This is a genomic window from Chitinophaga sp. 10T418, assembly GCF_056394125.1.
In genome coordinates this window covers 181,569-207,679 of record NZ_JBFTHG010000005.1, presented here as the reverse complement: position 1 = coordinate 207,679, position 26,111 = coordinate 181,569, and the positions used below count along the sequence as shown (strand labels likewise).

At 46.1% G+C, this 26,111-nt stretch carries 16 protein-coding genes; 9 read left to right on the top strand and 7 right to left on the bottom strand.

The features are described 5' to 3' along the window. Window positions 1-79 precede the first annotated feature (79 nt). Window positions 80-2,449 carry an ABC transporter permease gene (locus AC1DCV_RS16155; RefSeq protein ID WP_477024099.1) on the top strand — a complete coding sequence of 790 codons (2,370 nt, stop codon included), beginning with the start codon at window positions 80-82 and terminating at the stop codon, window positions 2,447-2,449. A 70-nt stretch (window positions 2,450-2,519) separates the two neighbouring features. Here the strand turns inward: AC1DCV_RS16155 and AC1DCV_RS16150 are convergent, their stop codons facing one another. Next, complete coding sequence (locus AC1DCV_RS16150) at window positions 2,520-4,751, bottom strand: FUSC family protein (protein ID WP_477024098.1); 2,232 nt, start codon at window positions 4,749-4,751, stop codon at window positions 2,520-2,522. Window positions 4,752-5,143: 392 nt separating this feature from the next. Here AC1DCV_RS16150 and smc point away from each other — a divergent pair, with 392 nt between their 5' ends. Both smc and AC1DCV_RS16140 read left to right on the top strand, forming a co-directional pair. Continuing rightward, the gene (gene smc / locus AC1DCV_RS16145; RefSeq protein ID WP_441576261.1) at window positions 5,144-8,674 is read left to right on the top strand and encodes a chromosome segregation protein SMC; all 3,531 of its coding nucleotides are present in this window, start codon (window positions 5,144-5,146) and stop codon (window positions 8,672-8,674) included. Between the two features lie 77 nt (window positions 8,675-8,751). Beyond that, a complete protein-coding gene (locus tag AC1DCV_RS16140; protein WP_331958673.1) occupies window positions 8,752-9,147 on the top strand; it encodes a DUF4259 domain-containing protein in 396 nt (131 codons plus the stop codon). A gap of 278 nt (window positions 9,148-9,425) precedes the next feature. Here the strand turns inward: AC1DCV_RS16140 and AC1DCV_RS16135 are convergent, their stop codons facing one another. Then, window positions 9,426-10,688, bottom strand: a complete 1,263-nt coding sequence (locus AC1DCV_RS16135) for a NupC/NupG family nucleoside CNT transporter (protein WP_477024097.1) — start codon at window positions 10,686-10,688, stop codon at window positions 9,426-9,428. Window positions 10,689-10,839: 151 nt separating this feature from the next. Between AC1DCV_RS16135 and AC1DCV_RS16130 the strand changes: the two genes are divergently transcribed. The 3 genes from AC1DCV_RS16130 (at window position 10,840) to AC1DCV_RS16120 (ending at window position 15,370) form a co-directional block, all read left to right on the top strand. After that, entirely contained in the window at window positions 10,840-13,125 is a 2,286-nt protein-coding gene (locus tag AC1DCV_RS16130; protein WP_477024096.1) for a DUF7133 domain-containing protein, read from the top strand. Between the two features lie 270 nt (window positions 13,126-13,395). After that, a complete protein-coding gene (locus AC1DCV_RS16125) occupies window positions 13,396-14,952 on the top strand; it encodes an FMN-binding glutamate synthase family protein (protein ID WP_477024095.1) in 1,557 nt (518 codons plus the stop codon). Between the two features lie 34 nt (window positions 14,953-14,986). Continuing rightward, the gene (locus AC1DCV_RS16120; RefSeq protein ID WP_477024094.1) at window positions 14,987-15,370 is read left to right on the top strand and encodes a GreA/GreB family elongation factor; all 384 of its coding nucleotides are present in this window, start codon (window positions 14,987-14,989) and stop codon (window positions 15,368-15,370) included. 108 nt (window positions 15,371-15,478) lie between these two features. Here AC1DCV_RS16120 and AC1DCV_RS16115 read toward each other — a convergent pair whose 3' ends face one another. The 5 genes from AC1DCV_RS16115 to dnaE all read right to left on the bottom strand — a co-directional run bounded on the left by AC1DCV_RS16115 (window position 15,479) and on the right by dnaE (window position 23,530). Beyond that, window positions 15,479-16,009, bottom strand: a complete 531-nt coding sequence (locus tag AC1DCV_RS16115) for a DUF192 domain-containing protein (RefSeq protein ID WP_477024093.1) — start codon at window positions 16,007-16,009, stop codon at window positions 15,479-15,481. A 12-nt stretch (window positions 16,010-16,021) separates the two neighbouring features. Further along, complete coding sequence (gene mqnE, locus AC1DCV_RS16110) at window positions 16,022-17,203, bottom strand: aminofutalosine synthase MqnE (protein WP_477024092.1); 1,182 nt, start codon at window positions 17,201-17,203, stop codon at window positions 16,022-16,024. Beyond that, complete coding sequence (locus AC1DCV_RS16105; protein ID WP_477024091.1) at window positions 17,200-19,341, bottom strand: M43 family zinc metalloprotease; 2,142 nt, start codon at window positions 19,339-19,341, stop codon at window positions 17,200-17,202. Before AC1DCV_RS16105 ends, mqnE begins: the two co-directional genes overlap by 4 nt. A 119-nt stretch (window positions 19,342-19,460) precedes the next feature. Continuing rightward, window positions 19,461-19,778, bottom strand: coding sequence for a thioredoxin (gene trxA / locus AC1DCV_RS16100; protein ID WP_079472839.1), 318 nt, complete (start codon window positions 19,776-19,778; stop codon window positions 19,461-19,463). Window positions 19,779-19,885: 107 nt separating this feature from the next. Then, window positions 19,886-23,530: a DNA polymerase III subunit alpha gene (gene dnaE, locus AC1DCV_RS16095; protein WP_477024090.1), complete on the bottom strand. Its 3,645-nt coding sequence runs from the start codon at window positions 23,528-23,530 to the stop codon at window positions 19,886-19,888. A gap of 186 nt (window positions 23,531-23,716) precedes the next feature. Between dnaE and AC1DCV_RS16090 the strand changes: the two genes are divergently transcribed. The 3 genes from AC1DCV_RS16090 (at window position 23,717) to AC1DCV_RS16080 (ending at window position 26,102) form a co-directional block, all read left to right on the top strand. After that, window positions 23,717-24,388, top strand: coding sequence for a C40 family peptidase (locus AC1DCV_RS16090; RefSeq protein WP_477024089.1), 672 nt, complete (start codon window positions 23,717-23,719; stop codon window positions 24,386-24,388). Window positions 24,389-24,478: 90 nt separating this feature from the next. Beyond that, entirely contained in the window at window positions 24,479-25,417 is a 939-nt protein-coding gene (locus tag AC1DCV_RS16085) for a hypothetical protein (RefSeq protein ID WP_477024088.1), read from the top strand. Further along, window positions 25,410-26,102 carry a methyltransferase domain-containing protein gene (locus tag AC1DCV_RS16080; protein WP_477024087.1) on the top strand — a complete coding sequence of 231 codons (693 nt, stop codon included), beginning with the start codon at window positions 25,410-25,412 and terminating at the stop codon, window positions 26,100-26,102. Before AC1DCV_RS16085 ends, AC1DCV_RS16080 begins: the two co-directional genes overlap by 8 nt. The last annotated feature ends 9 nt before the right edge of the window (window positions 26,103-26,111 follow it).

Genomic DNA, 26,111 nt, shown 5'->3' with positions numbered 1-26,111 from the left:
TTAATATATATTATTCTGATGGGTAATATGGCATGGCCATGGCATCTCCTTTGTCTCAATAGAGGAGCAACATACTACTATGCTTATAAACTACTTTAAGATTGCCTGGCGCAATCTCGTAAAAGATCGCAGATTTGCCCTCCTTAATTTAATTGGTTTATCCACTGGCCTGGCTTGTGCGCTGTTGATTTATATATGGGTAAATGATGAGCTGAGCATGGACCGGTTCCATAAAAAGGATGCAACGCTTTACCAGGTAATGGAAAACCGTATTCAGGCAAGCGGCATCTGGACCGCGCGAACCTCATCTGTACCAACAGCAGACGCACTGGCCAGAGAAATGCCGGAAGTAGAATATGCTACCCTGACTATGCCTTCCAGAGAAGTAACACTCTCCGTTAATAATGAAAAAAACATCAAGACAAAAGGGAAATATGCCGGCAAGGATTTCTTTAACATGTTTTCCTACGACCTGATCGCGGGAAACGCTAACCAGGTATTGGTAGATAAGAATACCATTGTATTGTCCGATGTAATGGCAGCGAAATTATTTGGTAGCACCGAAAATGTCATCGGCAAAACAGTAGAGCTGCAACATGAGCAGCAGTACGTTGTTGCCGGCATTTTCAAAGCGCCTGGTCAGCATTCCTCTGACCAGTTCGATTTTGTATTGCCTGCTCTCGCCATGACTGAGATAGGACAAAATATCGACAACTGGGGCAATACAGGGAATTATACCTTCATCACCCTGAAACCCGGTACTGATCCCACCAAGTTCAATGCTAAAATTGCGGATTTTATTAAGCGGAAAACAAACAATGATATTACTTACCGTACACCCTTCATTCAGCAATATTCCACCGTTTACCTGCATGGTCGCTATGAAAACGGAATATTGGTGGGTGGTAGAATAGATTATGTACGACTATTCTCTCTCATTGCCATTTTTATACTGGTGATCGCCTGTATTAATTTCATGAATCTCTCTACGGCAAAAGCATCCGGAAGAGCAAAAGAGGTAGGCATTAAAAAAGCGATGGGAGCCGGTCGTGGAGCACTGGTAATGCAGTTTCTTGGAGAGTCAATGCTGATGTCCTTCACCGCATTGTTCCTGGCGATTGTGCTGGTATATATTTCACTTTCTGCCTTCAACGGTATCACCGGAAAACAGCTGTCGCTCTCTCATCTTGATACCACATTGATGTGCTCCATACTTGGTATCACCCTGTTAACCGGCTTGTTGGCCGGTAGCTATCCCGCCCTTTATCTTTCTGCTTTCAAACCAGCCATGGTATTGAAAGGAAAACTCAAAGGGTCCACCGGTGAGCTGGTGGTAAGAAAAGGATTGGTCGTATTTCAATTTACCCTTTCTATTGTATTGATTATAGCGGTGCTGGTGATTTACAGACAGATCAGCTTCATACAAACAAAAGACCTCGGCTACGACAAAAATCACGTGATCACTTTCTCCAAAGAAGGTAAACTAAAAGAGGAACAGGTGCAGCAAACTTTCCTGGCCGAAGCAAGGAACATACCGGGCGTATTAAGTGCTTCCAGTATAGCGCATGGTTTGACAGGTCATAGCAGCGGTACTTCCGGCGTTAACTGGGAAGGAAAGGATTTGAAAGATAGAACGGAATTCGAAGCCATATCAGTAGATTATGACATGCTGAAAACGCTGGACATAAAAATAAAAGAAGGCCGGGATTTTTCCCGTAGCTATGGCTCAGATACCAGCATGATCATCTTCAATGAAGCCGCCATCAAATTCATGGGCATGAAAGATCCCGTTGGAAAGAGAGTGGAGTTATGGGGGACTAATATGCAGATTGGCGGCGTAGTGAAAGATTTCCATTTCCAATCATTGCATGAAAAAGTAAAACCACTTTTTTTTATACTGTCTCCTTCAGAAACTTACCGGTTCATGGTGAAAGTGCAGACAGGGAAAGAAAAAACAGCCATTGCGCAATTGAAGCAGCTATATCAGCAGTTTAATCCTGGTTTTTCTTTTGATTATAAATTTCTCGACCAGAACTACCAAACCATATACACGGCAGAAAACCAGGTATCACTTTTATCCAGGTACTTTGCGGGGCTGGCTATCCTGATATCTTGTCTGGGCTTATTCGGACTGGCTGCTTTCACCGCCCAGCGCAGAAATAAAGAAATTGGTATCCGCAAAGTATTGGGAGCCACAGTAGGCACCATCGTGGTGATGCTATCAAAGGAATTCCTGAAACTGGTGGGGATAGCTATGCTCATTGCCTTTCCGTTAGCAGGGTGGATGACCAGCCAGTGGTTAAAAGGTTTTGCTTACAGTATCCATCTGGGCCCCGGCGTATTTATAGCAGCCGGTGTTGCGATTGTAGCCATCACATTTATGACCATCAGTTTTCAGTCTGTCAAGGCTGCCCTGGCGGATCCGGTGAAGAGCTTGAAATCAGAATAGCAACTATTATAAACGAGGCAGGCGTTTTGTTGACTAACAACAAAACGCCTGCCTCGTTTATAATAATTATTTATCCTTTCTGGGTCAGTGCTTTGCAMATGTCTTTCACAAGCGATAATATCGCCATCAGCTGATCATGTACCTGTTTGGTTTCCAGCATTTCATCCCTCGTAGCGGTAGGCCCCTGGCCTTCATTGATTTCCTGTTGTCTTTTGTGTACGAGATCCTCCAGGTGATTATCGAGCCGTTCAAACGCATGCACCTGTGGGGATGGGTTGGCGCTGGCACTGGTAGCGGGATCCATCATCAGCAGGAGTTGATCCATGTAATGCAGCAGGTAATCCGTTATTTCCCGGTATTCCGGCCGGGGAAACTGTACGCCATGATGCAGATTGTAAGCCGCCAGGGTGGCGGTATGCGAAGTAAGCGTATGATTCAGTACCACGTAGTGATATACCTGTGAGCCGTTTTTCTGTTTGCTCTTTGGTTCGGAGAGCATACGCTGGAAAGCAGACATCATGTTGGCAGAAGCCACGTAGGTATCTTTCCTGGCCAGTTTAAAATCAGTGACAGACACTTTTTCATTAGAGTAAGGCCGCATTACCAGTTCAAAGTATTTACGGTTCGCCTCCATCATCTTTTTCATATAATCCGGCAGGAAATTATGCTCCCAGGTAGGCCACAGCAGCATATTGGCGAAGAAGGCAATGCTTCCGCCAATGAAGGTATCGAGTACCCGCTGGGCAACATTATACAAATCCGATGGATGTAGAAAATGCAACAGGAAGATGATGAACGGGGTGACAAAGAATACGCTGAGCGTATACTGGAAGCTCATAAAACTATAGGCGCCCAGGATACATAACAGCATCACTATAAAAATAACAGTGTTGTTATGAGTAACATATAACAGCCCGGCTGCAAATAACGCACCGGTAACGGTACCGATTAAACGCTGTATGCTGCGTGATTTAGTCAGCCCGAAGCCAGGTTTAAGGATCACCACAATGGTCAGGAGGATCCAGTACACCCGGTCGAGGTGCAGTACCATACCCAGTCCGTAACCCAATACAGTAGCGAGGCTCACACGAATGGCATGGCGGAAGATATGTGATTTGAACGTGAGGTTGTCCCGGAAGGTTTCAAAATCGTATTTCTGACGGGTAGTAAACTTGGAAAGCTCCAGTTTAGGATCTATCGATTCATCTTTCAGTCTTTCCAGGCGGGTAAGCCGGTGTAAGTTATAGATGCGCTGGGCCATATCCTGCAGGTTTTGCAGAATGTTGGTCAGCGGAATAGTGCGTGTTCTTTCCTTGAGAGTAGGGAATTTCATGGTAATGCTGGCGATGGCCTGCTTTACCTTTTCCATTTCAAACTTCAGGTTGGTTTTGGGGAGGGAGCGTTGTCCGGATGCTACGGCCATTCCAATATTCCGGAGTTCTTCTGTGAATTCCAGGATGAGGGCGTGGAACTTTTCCAGGATGTCTTCATCTTTGAAATCGGCCTGCAGTGCGTTATAGTCCGTTTGAGAAGCCATGATCTGTTCCTGCAGATCTACCATATCCAGGAATATTAACACCATGCTTTTGTTGATGCTGGTAGTACCTTGCTGGTCAGAACGTCTTTTCAGGAGCAGTTCCCTTACATTTTCCTGTTTTTCATTGACGATGACCTGTTGTTCCAGTACTGCCTTGTAATTATCGGTAACATTTACGCCGGGGGTATAAAAATTGGCCCTTACTTCCAGGTAGCGGGCGGTTTGAATGATACAGTCGCCCAAAGCCTGCTGTACGTTGAGATAAGGACGTATCTGCCAGAGGGTGAGAGCCAGTATGGCGTACCAGATACTACCCAGTAGCACCATGGAAGAATGCAGCAGCGTGAGGGAGGGCGTTAACTGTGTTTCACCCAGTATGGACACCAGCACCAGCAAACAGCCCGTGCCGATATTACCACCCCGGTTGCCATATACCAGTAACATGGCAAACATAAAGCAGCAGGCAGCTATCCAGATCGCCATGGGGATGGTATAAGGGATGAGCAGCCCGGTGCCCAGCGCCGTGAAAAAGATCAGGATGGTGCTGATGATCAGGCCGTTCCGTTTATGGATAATCGTGCCGGGAACATCGCTGAGGGCAGTACATAATGCGCCCATAGACATCGCGATGCCGAGGCCCAGTTGTCCGAACCAGGCAAATACAAGGGAAGGCACCACCACACTGATGGTAGTACGCATACCGTTGCTGAAATGATAACTGTAAAGGAAATTTTTGATGTTATTGATCCGCTGTTCTGTACGCAAACGTAAATAGGTTTTTGATGGCGCGAAGATAGCAAAAAGCAGAAAGGATAAAGCAAAAAGCCCATCGAAGCACCTGATTGGCACAGATAATTTTTCTTATTGATCTTCCGGATATATTATGTTTTTTATCCGCATCGATCAGTAGCTTTGATGGGCTTTTTGCTTTATCCTTTTTGCTTTCTGCTTTTTTCTCACACCAAATTTAATTGTAATTGTTCTTTTTACTATATTTATAACCAGTCTATTATAGTTTTGAAGCGTGCTGCGAGCGAGAGCAAATGAGCCCTAATTGTGTATAAATAATTAGGTAATATAATTGCATCTCACTTAAATTACTTTTTGATTCGGGTAAAATTATATCTTTGACGCCTTAAAAAACCTCGGAGTACGACGTGCGCTTAAAAACACTAGAAATTAAAGGCTTTAAAAGTTTTGCAGATAAAACCGTTTTGAACTTCGACGAGGGCATCACCGGCGTGATTGGGCCAAACGGTTGCGGCAAAAGTAATATCATCGACTCCATTCGCTGGGTAATCGGCGAGCATAAGATCAGCAACCTTCGCTCTGATAACCAGGCCGGATTGGTGTTCAATGGCTCCAAAAGCCGCTCTGCAAGCGGTATGGCAGAAGTTAGCCTTACCTTTGAAAATACCAAGAACGTACTGCCCACCGAATTTACTACGGTGACGATTACACGCAAATTTTATAAAAACGGCGACAGTGAATACCGTCTCAATGACGTAGCCTGCCGTCTGAAAGATATTCACAACCTGTTCATGGATACAGGGGTGAGCACCGATTCCTACGCCATTATAGAGCTGGGAATGGTAGACGATATCATCAAGGATAAGGAAAACAGCCGTCGCAGAATGCTGGAACAAGCGGCGGGCATCTCCATATACAAAACCCGCAAAAAAGAAGCTAAATCCAAGCTGGACGCCACAGAAGGTGACCTTAACCGTATTGAGGACCTGTTGTTTGAAATCAATAACAACCTCAAAACACTGGAAAGCCAGGCCCGCAAAGCCGAACGCTTCTATGAAGTAAAGAAAGAATACCGCGAAATAAGTATAGAACTGGCGAAAGCCGCACTGGAAGGCTTTAACGTTACCTTCAAAGAACTGTCAGATACCCAGCAATCGGAAAGTGACCGTAAACTGGCCCTGGAAACAGAAATCCTGACAGCAGAAGCCGCCGTAGAACAGGATAAGCTACACTTCGTAGCCAAAGAAAGAGAACTGCAAACCATGCAGAAATCTTTCAATGAACTCGTTTCTACCATCCGCACCAAAGAAAACGATAAAAACCTCGCCACCCAGCAACTGACGTATCTGCGTGAACGCGAAAAAAATATCAACGACTTCCTCAACAACGCGGAAGGACAACTGCAGGGATTGACTACCTCCATTGAATTTACCGAGAAACAGGTTGAAGAAGAAGGAGAAGTATTTGAAACCATGGCAGACGAACTGGAAACCCTCCGCGACATGGTGGAGGAGAAGAAAGAACGTTTCCAGCAGAAAAAACAAGCCCTCGAAACATTGCGTAACGACCAGCAACGCTGGCAACGCCAACAGTTTGAGGCAGAAAAGAAAGTAGCCGTAGCCGATACCTCTGTACAAAACCTGCAACGCAGTATGCAGCAGCTGCAGGAGGAAAAGGCCAACCGCCAACAGCAGATCGCCCAGCTGGAAACAGAAAAAGAGGCACTGCAACAAACGCTGAGCGGCAGTAAAACAGAACTGGAAGCTATGGTGCAGTTCCAGGAAGAAACCAAAGGTAAAATCCTCGCTACCCAATCCGATATCGAAGGCCTGCGGGATAAACTGGTGGATGAAAACCGTACCCTCGATTCCAAAAAGAACGAGTTCGACCTCCTCAAATCACTGGTAGACAGCCTGGAAGGTTACCCGGAGAGTATCAAGTTTTTGAAGAAAAATCCCGATTGGAATAATAATGCCCCCATTCTTAGTGATATATTCTTTTGTAAGGAAGAATACCGCACCTGCGTGGAAAACCTGCTGGAACCGTATCTGAGCTACTATGTGGTCAACAATGTACACGAAGCGGTACAGGCCATACAATTGCTGGATAACAATAAAAAAGGAAAGGCCAACTTCTTTATACTGGACCAGTTCCGCTCCGATAATGCCCCACTGCTTGCGCCTCCGGGCACCATTCCGGCACTGGATGTAGTGGAAATTGAAGAAAAGTATAAGGGCCTTGGTCAGCACCTGTTGGGCAAAGTATTTATAGGGGAAGACCTCACCCGCCTGGAATTCAGCCAACTGGCTGATGAAAGGATGCTGCTGGTGGAGAAATCCGGCCGCATGCACCGTGGTAAATACAATATCAGCGGTGGATCTGTAGGGTTATTTGAAGGCAAGAAGCTGGGCCGGGCCAAAAACCTGGAAAAGCTGGAAGTAGAGATCAAAGATCTCGAAAGGGTAGTAGGTCAGTTGAAAGTAGCCCTGCAAAGCAAACATGATGAAGTATTAGGCTATAACAGCCAGTTGAATGAAAATAATATCAATGCTGCCAGGGAAAGGGTAAACCAGTTGAGCAATCAGTTGTTTGGCCTCCAGAACAGGATTGAAAACTTCCACCACCTCATTGAAGCTGGTGATAAACGCCTGGAAGAAATGCAGCAATCCCTGGAAACCAACCAGGAAAGCATTTCCGGCGTGAAAGATGAACTGGAAGGCCTCAACGACAGGGTGACCGAATTGCAGGAAAGCATCGTGGACGCCGACAGGACGGCCCAGGAATCAGAACAGCAGTTTAACATGGCCACTGTGCAGTTCAATAACCAGAACCTGCAACATACCCGCCAGCAGAGCAAGGTACAGGCACTCAAACAGGAGCTGGAGTTTAAACGCAAGCAACTGTCTGACCTGCATGTACAGATCACCAGTAATAAAACACAGTTGGAAGATGCGGTAGGCCATATTGCGGCGGCCGTAGAAAAACTGAGCCACGCAGATGATGGACTGGTAGAACTGTTCCGTCAGCGCGAAGAAGAAGAAAAAGCACTCAACGAAAAAGACCAGGAATACTATAATTTCCGTAACCACCTGCAGGAGCTGGAAAGCACGCTGAGAACAAAACAGCGCGCCAGAGAGCAACTGGAACAACAACTCAATACCATCAAGGATAAAGTGAATGAGCTGAAGCTACAACTGACCACCATGAAGGAAAGGCTCAGCGTGGAGTTCAAAGTGAACCTGGATGAAATCATTGATGAACAACGCAGCTCCGAACTACCAGTAGAAGAGTTACAGGGAAGTGCGGAAAGACTGAAAAAGCGAATGGAGAATATGGGAGAAATCAACCCTACCGCCATTGAAGCTTATCAGGAAATGAAAAAAAGATATGAGTTTATCCTGGAACAGAAAACTGACCTGGTAAATGCGAAAGATTCCCTGCTGGCAACTATCCAGGAGGTGGAGTCTACTGCTAACCAGAAGTTCCTGGATACTTTCAATGCGGTAAAAGAGAATTTCATCCGGGTATTTAAAGCCCTGTTTACAGAGGAAGATCAGTGTGATATGATCCTGAGCGATCCGGCTAACCTGGCCGATACCGGTATTGAAATCATCGCCAAACCGAAAGGTAAACGCCCGGCAGCTATTACACAGCTGTCCGGAGGAGAAAAAACACTCACCGCTACCGCGTTGTTGTTTGCCATTTACCTGATTAAGCCAGCACCTTTCTGTATCCTTGATGAGGTAGATGCGCCACTGGATGATGCCAATGTGGGCAAGTTTACCAACATGATCAGGAAGTTTTCAGATAATTCACAATTTATTATTGTAACACACAACAAGCAAACCATGGCAGCTGTAGACGTGATCTATGGCGTAACCATGCAGGAACCGGGAGTCAGTAAGCTGGTACCGGTAGATTTCAGAAGTTTGAACTAGTCGGTTAGTTTAGTTGTTGTAAAGAGATTCGATTACTTTTATTCTTTATTCTAAAAAAATAAAAAAACGTAAACACTATGGGCGCATGGGGCACCAGGAATTTTGAAAATGATGGATCACAGGATTGGATATTTGACCTGATTGAAAACAAAGACGGTGGATTAGTTGCGGATACGTTAGCACGTATCATCAATAACATCGAAACACTGGAAGTACCGGATTGCGAAGAGGCGCTGGCAGCTGCTGAACTGGTTTCAGCGTTGGTGGGCCGTCCTAGTGAGGACTTCCCGGAAGATCCGCTTGATCAGCTGGATGTACTGAACCTCATCGGTACCCGTGCACTCAGAAATCAGGCGATTGCTGCAGTTAATAAAATTGTAGCATCTTCTGAAATGAAGAATTACTGGGAAGATGCTGGTCAGGGTGAAGCCTGGGCTGCAGTGCAGGCGGGCCTGATTAAGCGTTTGGATTAATTTTCAACAGGTTTATACAAACCGGGGGTAGGCGATTGTTTTACCACGGTATTGTTCGCGCGGATTTTTATGTAGATAAAATCTGTTTTCCACCATATTATTTCTACAGCGGATAGCAACGCAGGTAATTACCTGTTGGCTGTCCGCTGTTTTTCTGTTTTAGGAAGATGAGTACTGCGGTATTTTATCAGTAACGAAGCTCCTGTCAGCACCCTGCACAAAAAAAGGACCGATCAGTAAGATCAGCCCTTTGAAATATCGTTGAAGTATTTATCTCCCTAAATTAATATCCCCGCAATGGCGGCAGACATGTAAGACGCCAGCGTACCACAAAGCAAGGCTTTCAGCCCCAGTTTGGCAAGATCCGCTCTTCTGTCCGGCGCCAGTTCCCCGATACCACCAATCTGCATACCCACACTGCTGAAGTTTGCAAAACCAGCAATGGCGATGGTTACAATGGCAATACCTTTGGAAGTTAACACAGGCACCGTTTTATCGGTCATGCTCTTAAAGGCCACAAATTCATTGATGGTTAATTTCTGTCCCAGCAACGTAGCTACGCTTTGAACATCGGTTTGTGGTACACCTATAGCCCAGGCCATTGGCATAAACAGTTTTCCGAAAATCCAATCGAGACTCAGGTTAAAGTCAGGATTGAAAATATGTCCGATATGTACCAGGCACCAGTCGATCAATGCGATGAAGGCGATAAAACCTATCAGCATGGCGATCACGTTCATGGCTATTTTAAAACCATCGCCGGCACCATGTGAGATGGCATCAATAACGTTGGTGTAATTACTCTTCACTTCCATCTTCACACGACCCATGGTCACGCTTTCCTCTGTTTCCGGAAATACAATCTTGGAAATCACTAATGCCCCCGGAGCCGCCATGAGACTGGCAGTAATGAGGAATGGTGCAATATGTAAACCCGCCTGTAAGCCCATGTTTACGTATACTACCAGGATACCACCTGCGATACAGGCAAGACTCCCACTCATAGATGCGAGGATTTCACTTTTGGTCATGCTCGATAAGTAGGGACGGATCATTACCTGTGCTTCTACCTGTCCCACAAAAGCGCTGGCCACGTTGCTCAATGCTTCCGCACCACTTACCCGCATCACAAAATTCATGGCGCGCGCAATAACCGCTACTACCCGCTGCATAATACCATAGTGATATAAAACGGCTACCAACACACATACCAGGATGATGGTGGCAGTAACATTAAAGGCAAATACAAAACCACCACCGGCATAATCTTTTACGCTACCATCATGTTGTGTAATACCAATGCCGCCATATACAAAGGCGGCACCTTTGCGGGCAAAGGCTTCCAGCTTCCCCATTGCATCTCCCACCCGTTGGAAAAACCATGTAATAGGGGGTACCTTAAATACCAAAAGACCAATCGCTACCTGCAAACCAATGCCACTCAATACCAACCTGTAGTTGATCTTTTTCTTGTTGTTAGAAAACAAAAAGGCGATACCCAAAATAAGAACAATGCCTATAATGCCCTGAAAGCGTTCCATAAATGCAAATAAATCGTAAAATGTATGCAATGAAGCGACGAAGATAAGTTTTTTTGGGGTCGCTCAGACGCGAAACTGTTATCTCATATAATTTTTCAAAAAAAATATATTCAGAAATGTATTTTTACTTTTTCGCAACCGAATAATAACAATGCAGCGTATTCACTATCTTATTACCGCCACGTTATCTCTTGCTTTATTTGCCTGTGGACAAGGGGATCAGCACAAGAAGGGAAACAAACACGAAACGGATTCTCTGGCAATGCGGGAGCAGTTTGCCACATCACCGGTACTCGATGGGAAAACGGCCATCAGTCATATGCAGTTCGATAAAGGACTGGAAGTACAGTTGGTAGCAGCCGAACCCATGGTGGTAGCACCTGTGGCGATGACCTTTGATGAACGCGGCAGAATGTGGGTGGTGGAAATGACCGGCTTCATGCCCGATACCGTTGGTACCGGAGAAGATAAGCCCGATGGCAAAATTGTGATTCTGGAAGATACCACCGGCGACGGGGTGATGGACAAAAGAACCGTATTCCTGGATTCCCTGGTATTGCCCAGGGCGGTATGTTTAGTAGAGAACGGCGTATTGGTGGCCACCCCACCACAACTCTGGTTCATCGAAAACAATAAAGATAAACCCGGTAAAAGAACCCTGGTAGATGATCAATACGCAGCCGGTGGTAACGTAGAGCATCAGCCCAATGGACTGCTCCGTGCTATGGACAACTGGATCTATAATGCAAAATCGGATAGGCGTTACCGTAAGGTGGGTAATAAATGGTTGAAAGAAACCACGCATTTCCGTGGTCAATGGGGTATTACCCAGGACAACCAGGGACGCCTTTATTATAACAACAACTCAGAGAACCTGTTGGGCGACTATTTCCCGCCAGGCTTAGGTGGCATCAATCCGGCACAACAAAATGCTGCCGGCTTTGATCAGAAAATAGTGCCGGACAACCGTACTTATCCTATTCATCCAACGCCGGGCGTAAACAGGGGATACCAGAAAGGTACGCTGGATGATAGTCTGCGCCTGGTGAACATGACCGCCGCCTGTGGGCCTATGATCTATCGCGCAGACTTACTGCCCGCAGAGTATCACGGCAACGCCTTTGTGGCGGAGCCCTCCGCTAACCTGATCAAAAGAAATATTTTATCAGATAGCAGTTATGTGGTGAAAGGTGTACAAGCCTATCAGCATAAAGAGTTTCTCGCCAGTACCGATGAGCGTTTCCGGCCGGTAGACTTGAAAACAGGACCTGACGGCGCTATCTATATCGCGGATATGTACCGGGGCATCCTGCAACATAAAACTTATATCACCGAGTACTTAAAAAACGAGGTGAAAATGCGGAGCCTGACGCAGCCGCTGAATGGTGGGCGTATTTATCGTATTGTGCCTGCAGGTACGCATGAACCAATGCCTCCTAAAATGTATGGAGCGCAGGGGTTAGTCAACCAGTTACAGTCACCCAATGGCGTGCTACGGGATAAAGCGCAGCAACTCATCATTGATCAGCAGTTGGTAGCAGCTGCGCCTGATTTACGGAACCTGCTGAAAGATCCGTTAAGCCAGATACACGCGCTGTGGACCCTGGAAGGGTTGCATCAACTGACAGCCGATGATCTCAGTGGTATATGGAAGGAGAACAATGCAGCACTGAAAATGGAGGCATTGGCCGCATTGCCAGCCGTACTAAGCGGCAGCAACGTAAAAGCGATGGTGGCGGCACTGGATAGCTTATCTGATAATCCTTACCTGGCGCCGGCAGTAGTCTACCTGTTGCCAACGGTTGCGAAGTTTGATAAAGTAAATGCCAGCAAGCTGGAAGATAAAATGATAAAAGCGTATGCGCCTAACCGTTATGTTGCAGCAGCCCTGGTGAATAATGCAGTGAACAGAGAAGCGGCATTACTGAAACAGGTGATTGCCTGGAATCCTGATACTACGCTGGTATTGCGGCGGCAGTTGGAAGCCGTGTTGAAAAACATGGACAGCAAAGCCAATGCTAAAAAGATGGACGAATTGAGAAAATCGTTGCCCCGTGGCTATAAAATATTCAACACCGTTTGCCAGACCTGTCATGGTAAAAGCGGGGAGGGGATCGCTTCTATGGCACCACCTCTCAATGAAAGTAACTGGGTAAATGGTAACAAGAAAGCATTTATTTCTATTGTATTATACGGCCTGACAGGGCCGGTAGAAGTACATGGAAAAATGTATAAAGCGCCTGAAATAAATGGTGACATGCCGGGAATTGGTGGCAGCGATGAATTCAGCGATGCGGATATTGCACAGTTACTGACCTTCCTGCGCAGTGCCTGGAAAAACAAAGCAGACAAAGTCACGGCTGCTGATATACAGCAGGTGCGTAAGTTGAATACGGGCCGTCAGAAGCCTTTCACGGCCGGTGAATTAGCGAATTGATAGTTTGTTGTAAATAAAAGCCTTATATTTGCCGGATTACAATTAATTATTAATTGAATCCGGCAACTACCATATTACTCTTTCAAAACACACCCCGTACGATCAAACGTACCTGCGGGTTCCTGTTGCCGTTCTTATCCTGTCCTAAAGACTTCAACACTTAATCCCGGGCAACTTTTAGTTTATAAAGTGTTGTACCCGGGGGGATGACTACCTATGTAGTTTTATTCCGCTAGTATTTTTCCAAAACAATCTTATAAAATCAGTTTTATGAATCATCGGATAGCACGATGGGCAGTTTACTTTTTATGCCTGTTGCTGGATGTGAGCGTCGCTGCGAGCCTTTATCGTGGATATTTAACCGGATGGTTCCTATTGCCCGTGGCAGTAGGTATCAGCCTGTTGACTATATATGACCGGCTGCAAGGAAAACATGCTTTGTTGCGCAACTACCCGTTACTGGGTCGTTTGCGTTACCTGCTGGAGCAGATCAGGCCGGAAATGCGTCAGTACTTTTTTGAATCGGATACGGATGGCAGGCCATTCAGTCGCCGTCAGCGTGCGGTAGTGTATCAGAGAGCCAAAGATGTAAAACAAACTGTAGCCTTCGGTGCACTGGATAACATGTATGAGCCGGGCTATGAATGGGCTGCCCATACAGCATTTCCAATGAAAGTAAAACCGGAAGATTTAAGGGTGAACATTGGCAATGCACAATGTGACCAGCCATATAATGCCAGTTTACTGAACGTAAGTGCCATGAGTTATGGTGCATTAAGTAAAACAGCCATTGCTTCCCTGAACGGCGGTGCGCAGCTCGGAGGCTTTGCCCATAACACCGGAGAGGGAGGGATTAGCCCTTATCACCTGCAACATGGCGGCCACCTGATCTGGCAAATTGGTACCGGTTATTTTGGTTGCCGGGATGAAAAAGGCAATTTCTCTCCGGAGATATTTGCGATTGCAGCAGCGGAACCTGCGTTGAAAATGATTGAGCTGAAACTGAGCCAGGGCGCCAAACCCGGTAAAGGTGGAGTGTTGCCTGCCGCTAAAAATACACCTGAAATTGCAGCCATCCGTAAAGTAAAAGCAGGTATCAGTGTATTGTCGCCCGCTGCGCATACCGCCTTCTCCAATGAATATGAGATGCTGGCTTTTATACAGCAGTTACGTAAACTTTCCGGCGGCAAGCCGGTAGGGTTTAAGCTGTGTGTGGGCCGTGCTGATGAGTTTGAGCGTATTTGCACCGCTATGGTAAACACTGGTATTTATCCTGACTTTATTACCGTAGATGGTGCAGAAGGTGGTACCGGTGCAGCGCCGCTGGAGTTTACCGACTCCATCGGGATGCCGTTGTATGATGCGCTGGCACTGGTGATCAACCTGCTGCGTCACTATAAACTGAAACAGCATATCCGTATTATGGCCAGTGGTAAAATCATTACCGGCTTTGATATCATGAAAGTACTGGCAATGGGTGCAGACGCGTGTTACAGTGCCCGCGGTATGATGCTGGCTTTAGGCTGTATCCAGGCATTGCAATGTGATAGTGGCAGTTGCCCTGTAGGGGTGGCTACACAGGATCCTACGCTTTATCAGGGAGTGAATGTAGCCGACAAACGGGTACGTGTGGCCAATTATCATCGTAATACCATTGCAGCACTGGCAGAGCTGATGGGTGCGTGTGGTTTTGCTTCGGCAGAGAAGGTGAGTCCTGCGGCCTTATACAGGAGAGTAACGAGAACGGATATACGATCTTATGAAGAAATATACGCACCGAAACAGCTTTTAGCACTTAGCCATCAGCTGTTAGCCGCTAAAAGCTAAAAGCCATTTATAATTGATTTAAAACCCGGTTATCATGAAAAAGAAACAGATTATTGTGTCCCTACATGATTACGAAATACTTAAAACCCTTTGCTACGAGGCGCCTGCCACCGATAAGCTGAAAGAAGAGCTGGAGCGGGCAGTGGTTAAAAAAGGAAAGGTCCCAGAACATGTAGTACAGGTAAATTCAACGCTGCAATTCAGAGATGAACGTAGCGGGACCGTACGAAGTGTACAGCTGGTATTACCAGCGATGAGCAACTTACAGGAAGGCAAATTATCGATCCTGTCGCCCATAGGCACAGCCTTACTTGGCTATAGCACCGGGGATGTGATTGACTGGGAAGTACCGGCAGGAAAAACGCAGCTGCATATTTTGAGCGTGGGGCAGGCGATGGTTGGGGAGCAGGAGGTGTAAAGCATAAAGCAAAAAGCTATTGAAGTGAATGAACTAAGCGAACATTATTTCCCGCTTTAATCATTCGCTTCAATAGCTTTTTGCTTTATGCTTTATGCCTTGGGCTTTCTATTGGTATGCTATCTTATCTCCGTATGCAATGTGATATTTATCGCAGAAACCTCCATTTACTTCCAGCACATATTTCGCTTTCTTGTAAGAAGGTAAGCTCTCTTCTGATAAAGGAGTGGCATATTTCTGAACGGATACAATCTCCATGTTATCTGCTATATAGATAATATCCAGGGAGATGTAGGTGTTTTTCATCCAGAAGGCACGTTCTTCCATATCCGGGAAAATAAAGAGCATGCCCTGATCGTCTGTCATCGTTTTGCGGTACATCAGTCCATCGGCGCGCTGTTCATCGGTTTGCGCCAGCTGTATATCAATTTTACGCAGGGTATCTGCACCGGATTTTGACAGAAAAGCCAGGGTAGCCTGCTTTTTAAAAGCGCTGCCATTGGAGGTTTCTGTAACTGCCGTTGTTGTTGGCGCCGCCGTAGCGGTATCAACTCCATTGTTGTTACTGTTGCCTGTATTCTGGTGACAGCCGGCGATGTATAAACTGGCGATTAATATACACTTCAGATGTAATTGCATAAGACAGAAGTACTATTTGGTCAGTAGTTCTTCATCAGAAAAAACTACTTCAGTATAATCTTTTATTTCGTTGTAAACGGTGTCTCTTTCTACTGGTCTTCTGCCGGCTTTCTTAATCAGCATGGCCAGCTGGGCAGTGTTCATAGACGGATTTTGTTCTTCTGATCCGGCCATAGAGTATATTTTGGTGGTATCATCTATGGTGCCATCGAGGTCATTCACACCGAAGGAAAGTGTCAGTTGTGCGGTATTTCTTCCCAGCATAGGCCAGTAGGCTTTCAGGTGAGGGAAGTTATCCATGTATAAACGGGCAATCGCGTACAGTCTGAGATCTTCCACGATAGAGCTTTCTGCAATATGAGACATATCATTGCCTTTATTGCGGAATTTCAGTGGAATGAACGTGTTGAAGCCACCGGTTTCGTCCTGCAGGGAGCGTAAGCGTTCCATATGATCGATACGGTCTGCAAAAGATTCTACATGGCCGTACAGCATGGTAGCGTTGGTGTGCATACCACGGAGGTGGGCTGCTTTATGAATGGCAAGCCATCCATCAGCATCTACTTTATCATGGCATATTTTAGCACGTACTTCCGGTGCAAAGATTTCTGCACCACCACCAGGCATAGATTGCAGGCCGGCTTCATTGAGAATGCGCATACCTTCATCTACACTTACTTTGGCTTTGCGGAACATATAATCCAGTTCTACAGCGGTAAAGCCTTTGATGTGCAGGTTCGGACGATGGGCTTTGATTTGTTTGATCAGCTCCACGAAAAAGTCCAGCTGCATTTTAGGATGTACGCCGCCAACGATATGTACTTCGGTAACGGGTTGGTTATCGTATTTTTTAACGATGTCCATCATCTGATCTATACTCAGTTCCCATCCGTCTTCCCTGTTTTTATACAAGCGGGAATAGGAGCAGAAGTGACAGGTAAATATGCAGACGTTGGTAGGTTCTATATGAAAATTACGGTTGAAGTAAGTCTTGTCACCGTGCATGCGCTCTCGTACATGATTGGCTAAAGCGCCCAGAAGGCCGATATCGCCTTTCTCAAATAAGATCAGCCCTTCATCGGGCGTAATTCTTTCCTGTTGAAGGATCTTTTCTGCAATGCGCTTCAATTCTGCGTCCAGGTTGGCTTGTTGAAGAAGCGTTTGAACAGCCGGATTATCTTTTCTCGTCGTCATCTTACTTTCATTAATTTGATGGTGTTGGCCCTGTTCCTGTAAATTAATTTTACAAAATAAACACCATTTGGCTCATTTACCAAATTAAAGGTCAGCCTGTTGCCAGCGCTGATATCTGCTGCCKGTTTACTCATCATAAACTGCCCTGCTGCGTTGTAAATGGATACCTGTACCAGGTCTTCCGGTACCTGGTAAAATGTTACCCAAAAGATACCGGTAGTGGGGTTAGGATTGACTAAAACGCCCTTTTCCCGAAGTAATGKGTTGACATCTTTCGTTACAATATTTATATTATCAATATAGATATTATTCTCTGAATTTGAAATGTTTCTAAATGCTACTTGAAATTTACCTTTATGTGAAATGGCGGTTAAATCGACAGAGTCGCGGCGCCATTCACTGGCAAGGGGAACGAACTCTGTTTGTATGGATTTGGTGCGGGTAATAAGGTTAGCTCCCCATTTAGCATAGAGCATCGTGCCCGTTTGGCGGCAGTCGGAGGTGACGATCACCTGCAGGGTATCCCAGGAGATGCCGGTCGTAGCCGGGTCGGAAAACACGGCGGCGGCCACATCAAAAAACAGGAATACGGAGTCATGTCCCTGGGGATCGATCACCGGCGTAATGAGGTCATCTGTCTGATCGTTGGTATTATAACCGAGGTTGCGGATCAGGGCGGAGGCCTGGCTGCCTTTGCCTACATCACGGGAGCGCTCCCAGGTAAAGCTGTGGTCAGGATTATAGAGGTCCCAGCCCGGAGGGGGGAAGCTGTCATCTTCAAAGCCCTGCGTAAAAGGCAGTGTTACTTCTGCATCATAACGGAAACGGATATTCGCAGTATCGTTGGAAAGATTAGCATCCGGTTGTCCGTTTGGTAATTGCGTATAGGCTTTCAGGTTATAGCTGTTAATAGTCACATCGGCGCCCGGCAGGGTAACGGTTGTTTGTTGCAGACTGCCCAGGTTGCCGGTCCATTTATAGGACGTGAGTGGTCCGCTGTTCAGCTGATACCAGATGGTGACGTTGTTCAGCGCATTGCTGCCACGGTTGCGCAGGATCACTATCGGCGCAATATGATTGTCGCATATTTTGCCATCGGGAGCGGTGATGCTTGTCAGGGACGCATCGTTATTGACCAGTAAGGGGGGGACGCAGCCATTGGAGGTCATCAGACTGGGAATGATGTTCTCCAGTACAAAGCGCATACGATCTACCTGTCCGGCGGTAAAGAGGTGCATACAGGCATCATCGGTATAATCCATGTAGTTCATGAACATAATACCCGGTGCGGTGCTGGTACAGTTATCCAGTTTAGGGAAAGTGGGGCAACCATAGGTATTATCACCCTGAAACGGCGTATCGGCGATTCCATCATCGATACTGCAGCTGCCGTTATCATCTCCCCAAACATGTTTTAAACCAAAATAATGACCAATTTCATGAGTAGCTGTTCTGCCCAGGTTATACACCCCCGTTACGCTGCCGGTGGTACCAAAGGCGGTGTATTGTACTGCTACGCCTTCCTGCTCTACCGGGTAGCCGGTGCCGGGAGGAGCAGCAACCCCCAGGTAATTACCAGACAGGCGTGTTACCCATATGTTCAGGTATTTGGAATGATCCCAGGCGTCGGAACCACCGGTTGATTGATATTTTACATCCGCTGCGCCGTTGTTGATTGAAAAACTTTGCCTGGGTGCGGTCTTCACTTTCACCACCCCATTTGTTGGTTCATCGCCTGGTGTTCGTTGCGCCAGACAGAAATTGATTTTTGTGTTACCGATCAGCGGTTTCCAGACAGCAGGCACCAGGGAAATATCTGTATTGCCGGCGTTATAGTCGCGGTTCAACACATCCAGTTGAGATTGAATCTGTGCATACGTAACAGCGGCGGTATCGTCAAGTACCACATGCACTACTACTGGTATAGATACCGTTTGCGGAATATCTTCTGTGCGTGCGTTGAGCCGCCGCAGGATTTGTCCCTGTCGCATGAGGGCTTCATTTTTCTGCAGGAGCTCCTGTAGATGGGGGATTTCTTTTACCCGTTGTTGCAAGGCTTCCGCGGTACCGCATTTACGCTGTGCCATAGCAGTAGCGCAAGAGAAAAAGGTAAGAAGGATAATAAAGTAATGGCGCAAAAAAGTAGAATTTGAAATGAAGATACGGGAAAGCTGCGGATTTTTTCCGGCTCAGCATAAGACAAAAAAAAGCGCTCCGGAATAAACCGGAACGCTCCTAAACTCAGTTTTTATAAAAATTACATATTGGCCTGTATTTTTTTATCCAGCACGGATTTAGGCACAGCGCCTACTTGTTTGTCAACTACCTGGCCACCTTTAACGAAAAGGATAGCTGGAATGCTGGTGATACCGTAATTTACAGACAGTTGCGGATTCTGATCCACGTTAACTTTTCCGATATTTACTTTACCTGCGTAATCTTTAGACAGTTCTTCAATTACCGGACCGATAGCGCGACAAGGGCCACACCATTCTGCCCAGAAGTCAATAACAGTTAATTTATCGGAATTCAGAACTTCCGTTTCAAAGTTCGCATCAGTGATTTCTAAAGCCATATTCTGTGATTTAAAAAGTTTTATTTAACGATTGTTTTGATTTTCTGATTCGTGTTATATTATGATCAAATCTTGATCCGAGTGCAAATTACTGCATTTTTGGCATCCTACTTATTGATAATCTCTATGTACACATCAATATCCGGCTGTTTATGCAGGAAACCCGCCAACTCGTCATTCATCTCAATATTCCGGTTAAAAGTATGCAGTTTTGCCTGTGTCTGATCATCCCGGTCGGTCAGGTGTACGTGCAGGATACTGTTGCCGGGGAATCGGTTTACATTGTCTACCAGGAAATCAACGGTTTGTTTGTTGATGTATTTGGGCATGGTATTCAGATACACCTGTTTGGTATGTGTTTTCTTTACTTCCTGCAGCAGTTGTATACCACTTACCTTAAACTCATATTCATTATCATTGAAACGCTTGGATTTGAAGCCACCATTGATAAAGAGGCATAACCCTGGTTTCAGGTAAGGGGCGAAGCGGATAAAATCTTCACTCCAGAGGGCGAATTCAAATTTGCCGGTATAATCTTCAATAGTCATTACTCCAAACTGCCGGTTGTTGCGGGAAATCCTTTCCTGGGCGTTGGTGATATACACTGCCAGCCTGAAATTGCGTTCCCTGGAGCGGCCTCCGCTGCCTCCGGGCTGGGCTATTTCGGTCTGGTATTCTACCAGCTCCTGTACGGAGTTCATGTGGTAGTGTTTCATTTCAAAGCGATAGTCATCGAGTGGATGTCCGGAGATGTAGATACCGGTGATATCCTTTTCGTTGTTCAGCTTCATGATCAGTGGCCACACATCGCAGGCAGGTATTTTTGGCGGTTCCACATCCGGCATGTCATCGGCACCGAAGAGGCTGCCCATATTGGAGGAGCCTGCTGTTACCTGCTGACCGAATTTCACGATTTTATCCAGGCCGGTGAGGGTTTCTCCTTCCGGCTTGTGGAAGTATTGTGCACGATGCAGTTCCGGGAAGCTGTCAAAAGCGCCGGACATCACCATGGCTTCGAGAGATTTTTTATTGACGGCGCGTTGATTTACGCGTTTGATAAAGTCGAATATGTTTTTGAAAGGACCTTCTTTTTTCCGTTCTTCCAGCAGGTTTTCAATAGCGGCCTCACCCACACCTTTCAGTCCGCCGAGTCCGAAGCGAACCTGGCCTTGTTTGTTAACAGCAAAACCTTTGAAAGATTCATTCACATCGGGCGGCAATACATCGATGCCCATGCGTTTGGATTCTTCCATGAAGAAGGTGATCTTTTCAATATTGCTGGCGCAGTTCAGTACGGCAGCCATATATTCAGAAGGGTAGTGGGCTTTCAGGTAAGCAGTCTGGTAGGCTACGAAAGCATAACAGGTGGAGTGCGACTTATTGAAGGCGTAAGAGGCGAAGGCTTCCCAGTCGGTCCATACTTTTTCGCATACTTTAGGATCGTGGCCATTTTTGGCGCAGCCTTCCATGAATTGCGCCTTCATCTTGTTCAGTACCGCGATCTGCTTTTTACCCATGGCTTTACGGAGTACATCCGCATCACCTTTGGAGAAGCCTGCCAGTTTCTGGCTCAGCAACATCACCTGTTCCTGGTATACCGTGATACCGTAGGTATCATTGAGGTATTCCTCCATTTCGGCAATATCGTATTGTACCGGCTCCAGGCCGTGTTTACGGCGGATAAAGGAAGGAATGTACTCCAGTGGTCCCGGACGGTACAAGGCGTTCATCGCGATAAGGTCATCGAACCTATCCGGTTTCAGCTCACGCAGGTACTTCTGCATACCGGGCGACTCGAACTGGAACGTAGCGTTGGTTTCGCCCTTCTGGTAAAGGTCATATGTTTTGGCATCGTCCAGCGGAATATTATCTATTTCGATGGTGATGCCATGGTTCTGGCGGATCAGTTCCAGCGCACCTTTGATGATGGTAAGGGTTTTCAGCCCCAAAAAGTCCATCTTGATAACGCCGGCAGACTCAATAATGCTTCCTTCAAACTGGGTTACCAGCAGGTCGGAGTCTTTTGCAGTAGATACGGGAATGAGGTCGTACAGGTCCTGCGGGGCAATGATGATACCTGCCGCGTGGATACCGGTGTTACGAACCGACCCTTCCAGTACGCAGGCTTCGCGGAGTACTTCTCCCTGCAGGTCATCACCTTTGATGAGTTCCCGCAGCTTTTTCACATTTTCAATGTCTTCACCAGCGAGACCTTCTTTATCGGCCAGGCTTTTTTCTCCTTCCAAGGGCGCGTTGAAGATACGATCCAGCTGGATACCCGGCTTGTCCGGTACCATTTTAGCGAGGATGTTTGATTCCACGAGCGGGAGGTCCATTACACGGGCCACATCCTTGATACTCATTTTGGCTGCCATGGTACCATAGGTGATAATTTGTGCCACCTGGTTACGGCCGTATTTCTGTACTACATAGTCAATTACTTTCTGACGGCCTTCATCATCGAAGTCCGTATCAATATCGGGCATGCTCTTACGTTCCGGATTCAGAAAACGCTCAAACAGCAAATTATACTTAATGGGATCTATATTGGTGATGCCTATACAGTAGGCCACTGCAGATCCTGCAGCGGAACCACGTCCCGGGCCGATGAATACGCCCAGTTCACGGCCGGCCTTGATGAAGTCGGCCACAATGAGGAAGTAACCGGCAAAACCCATGTTTTCGATTACCTGTAACTCAAAGTTGATACGTTCTTCAATATCGGCGTTCATTTCCATGTACCGGTTGCGGGCGCCTTCATAGGTGATGTGCCGCAGGTACTGGTCCTGGGTGATAAATTCTTTTGGAATAGGGAAGTTGGGCAGCAGGATATCTCTTTTGAGATCCAGCAGCTGTACTTTATCTACAATTTCGTTGGTATTATCAATGGCCTGTGGAAGATCATGAAACAGTTTGGTCATTTCTTCCGTAGTCTTGAAATAGAACTGGTCGTTATAAAAAGCGAAGCGCCTGTTCTTCGGGCCGGCAGAATCATCGTCCGAAAAATCTTTATTGGTAGGGGTGCTTTTCTTTTCACCGGTGTTGATACAAAGCAGGATGTCGTGGGCGTTGGCATCTGCCTGATCCACGTAGTGGGAATCATTGGAGGCAATTACCTTTACATTGTATTTTTCTGCAAAGCGCAGTAATACGGCGTTTACCTGTTCCTGTTCCGGAATACCGTGACGTTGTAGTTCTACATAAAAATCTTCTCCGAAAATATCCAGCCACCAACGGAATTCTTTTTCTCCTTCCTCTTCTCCTTTGCGAAGAATGATGCGGGGAACAGAAGCACCGAGGCAGCAGGTAGTAGCAATCAGTCCTTTGTGATATTGCAGTACTAATTCCTTATCGATACGTGGATATTTACCATAGAGGCCTTCCATATATCCCAGGGAACAGAGCTTGATGAGATTGCGATAACCTTCATCATCTTTGGCCAGCAATACCTGGTGATAACGCACATCTTTTTCTTCCCTTGTAAACGCACGTTTATGGCGGTTTTCCACGACATAAAATTCGCAGCCTACAATAGGTTTTACTTTCAGTCTTTTATCTTTCGGATCACCCGGATTTAATTTATTATTATATGCTTCTGCCACAAACTGAAATGCGCCAAACATATTACCATGGTCTGTAATCGCCAGTGCAGGCTGATTAGAAGACATCGCCTTTTTATACAGCGATTTGATGTCGGCGGCGCCATCCAGTAATGAGTATTGCGTATGTACGTGAAGGTGGGAGAAATTCATCTGCTAATCTGTTTCGTCAAAGGGCAAAAGTACGGGAAAAAGCAGAAAGCAGAAAGCAAAAAGCAAAAAGCAATAGGAGCGGGTGTTTGAAGCGAATAACAAAATTGATTATTTGCTTCAATAGCTTTTTGCTTTCTGCTTTCTGCTTGTACTTTTGTATTTTAGCGAAAATTTAGCCAGACGCTTATGATCAGAGTAAAGGGACATCTATTTGTGAAGTTATCGATTTGTGCATTGTCACTTAGTTCCTGCGCTTCACTTAAAAAAAGTACTACCAGTAAGAAACCCTCCACCACACCTGCTACAGCCAACAACAGACCTGTTGAATTTATAGATGGCATAGCCACCAACCGTCATCCCCGTAACAACAGTAATTATAACAGCAAAGACGTCAGTATCAGCAAAAATATTTCCAGGGGCAGCGCCAATCTGGAAAATGCGCAGAGCTGGCAGTTTAAATATGCACAGTTACTGGATGTTCCTGTAGAAGATGTATTAAATCAGAAGTTGTATAGCTTTATTGAAGAATGGTGGGGCACTCCTTATCGCTTAGGAGGAAAAACAAGAGCCGGTATTGATTGTTCCGGATTTGTGAATACACTGATGAATGCAGTGTTTCAGCTGGGACTCTCCGGAAATTCTACGGATCTTTTTACACAGGTAAAAAGATTACCCGTACGTGATTTGCATGAAGGTGACCTGGTATTTTTCAGGATTCACAAGAAGCGAATTTCTCATGTAGGCATCTACCTTGAGAATGATAAATTTGTACATGCATCTACCAGTGCAGGGGTGATGATCAGTGATCTCAAAGAGCCTTACTGGAAGAGGTATTTCGCCGGTGGAGGACGACTTTAACCCGCTCTACACATTTGTTTTATTGTTAATTTTATACGATTTTTACCCTTTTAACTTAATCACCTGCCTTGCGCAGGACCTTTTCATATCATGGAATTTGCTCCCATCGTATTATTTGTATACAACCGGCCAGATCTGACGCTCAACACCTTAGAGTATCTGAGCAGGAATGAGGAAGCGAAAGAAAGTACCTTATATGTATATTGTGACGGTCCTAAAGCCGGTGCTTCTCCGGAACAGCTGCAGCTGATAAAACAGGTGCGGGAAATAGTACACAGCCGGCAATGGTGTGGCAAGGTGGTGATCCTGGAAGCGGAAAAGAACAAAGGCCTGGCCACTGCAGTGATTGATGGGGTAACGGAAGTCATCGGTAAGCATGGTAAAATAATTGTATTGGAAGATGACCTCACCGTATCGCCCTTCTTCCTGAAATTTATGAATGATGCGCTTACTAAATATGCGCAGGAAGAAAAGTTATTGGCGGTGCACGGTTATCTGTATCCATTTAAGGTGCCGGCAGATTATACGGCTTCTACTTTCCTGGTACATGATCCGGGGAGCCTCGGATGGGGGACCTGGAGCAGGGCCTGGAAGAAATTTGAGCCGGATACCCATAAAGTAATTGAGCTGATAAAATTGAAGGAACTGAAGCGGGCATTTGATTTCTGGGGAGCTTATCCTTTTTTCAGAATGCTGCATCAGCATAAGAATGGTAAAGTAAGCTCCTGGGCTATTCGCTGGAGAGCTACCGCCTATCTGCATGATATGCTCACACTGTACCCGGTGAAATCACTCGTAAGGCATGATGGGAACGTAGCTGCTGCTACTCATCATTATAAAGAAGAAGATTGGTTATATACAGAGATATACCAGGCACCTGTGCCGGTAGGAGATATTCCGGTGGAGAATAACCTGCCCATGGAAAAAGAGTTTGCAAAATTCCTGCGTGCAAATGCAGGCATGACCATTCAAGCGAAGATTAAAAACAAGCTTAAACAATACTGGAAAAAAATAACCGGCCATGCTTAAGGTAATGCGTAACATATTCAGAAAAATAAAGCGGGATGTGATTTCGCCGGTTTCCTGGGATAATTTAAGAAAGCTGCAACCTGTATCTCCGGCTTTTGGATGGAGCAGGGGGACACCGGTAGATCGTCATTATATCAGCACCTTCCTGGATGCGCACCGCGCCGATATTCATGGTCATGTACTGGAAATAGCGGAAAGCAGTTATTCAAAACAATTTGGTTCGCAGGTCAGCAGTTTTGAAGTACTGCATGTGCAGGCAGGCGCAAATGTTACCATTATCGGAGACCTGACAGACAAGGCGTCTTTACCTGCCGATAAAATTGATTGCTTTATCTGTACACAGACCTTTAACTTCATTTACGATTTTAAAACGGCTATAGAAGGGGCGCATCACCTGTTAAAACCAGGCGGTGTACTGCTGGCTACACTGGCCGGCGCCACCCAGATATCGGCTTACGATCAGCAGCGTTGGGGCGACTATTGGCGCTTTACCGCACAATCTGCCGCTAAAGTATTTGGTGAAATTTTTGGAGAAGAAAATATAGAGATCATTTCTTACGGTAATGTACTCACCTGTACGGCTATCCTACAGGGAATTTCCGCCGAAGAATTATTACCGGAAGAATTGAATTATCAGGATCCGGTGTATCCGATTATCATTGCAGTGAGGGCCAAAAAGGCATAACACGATAAA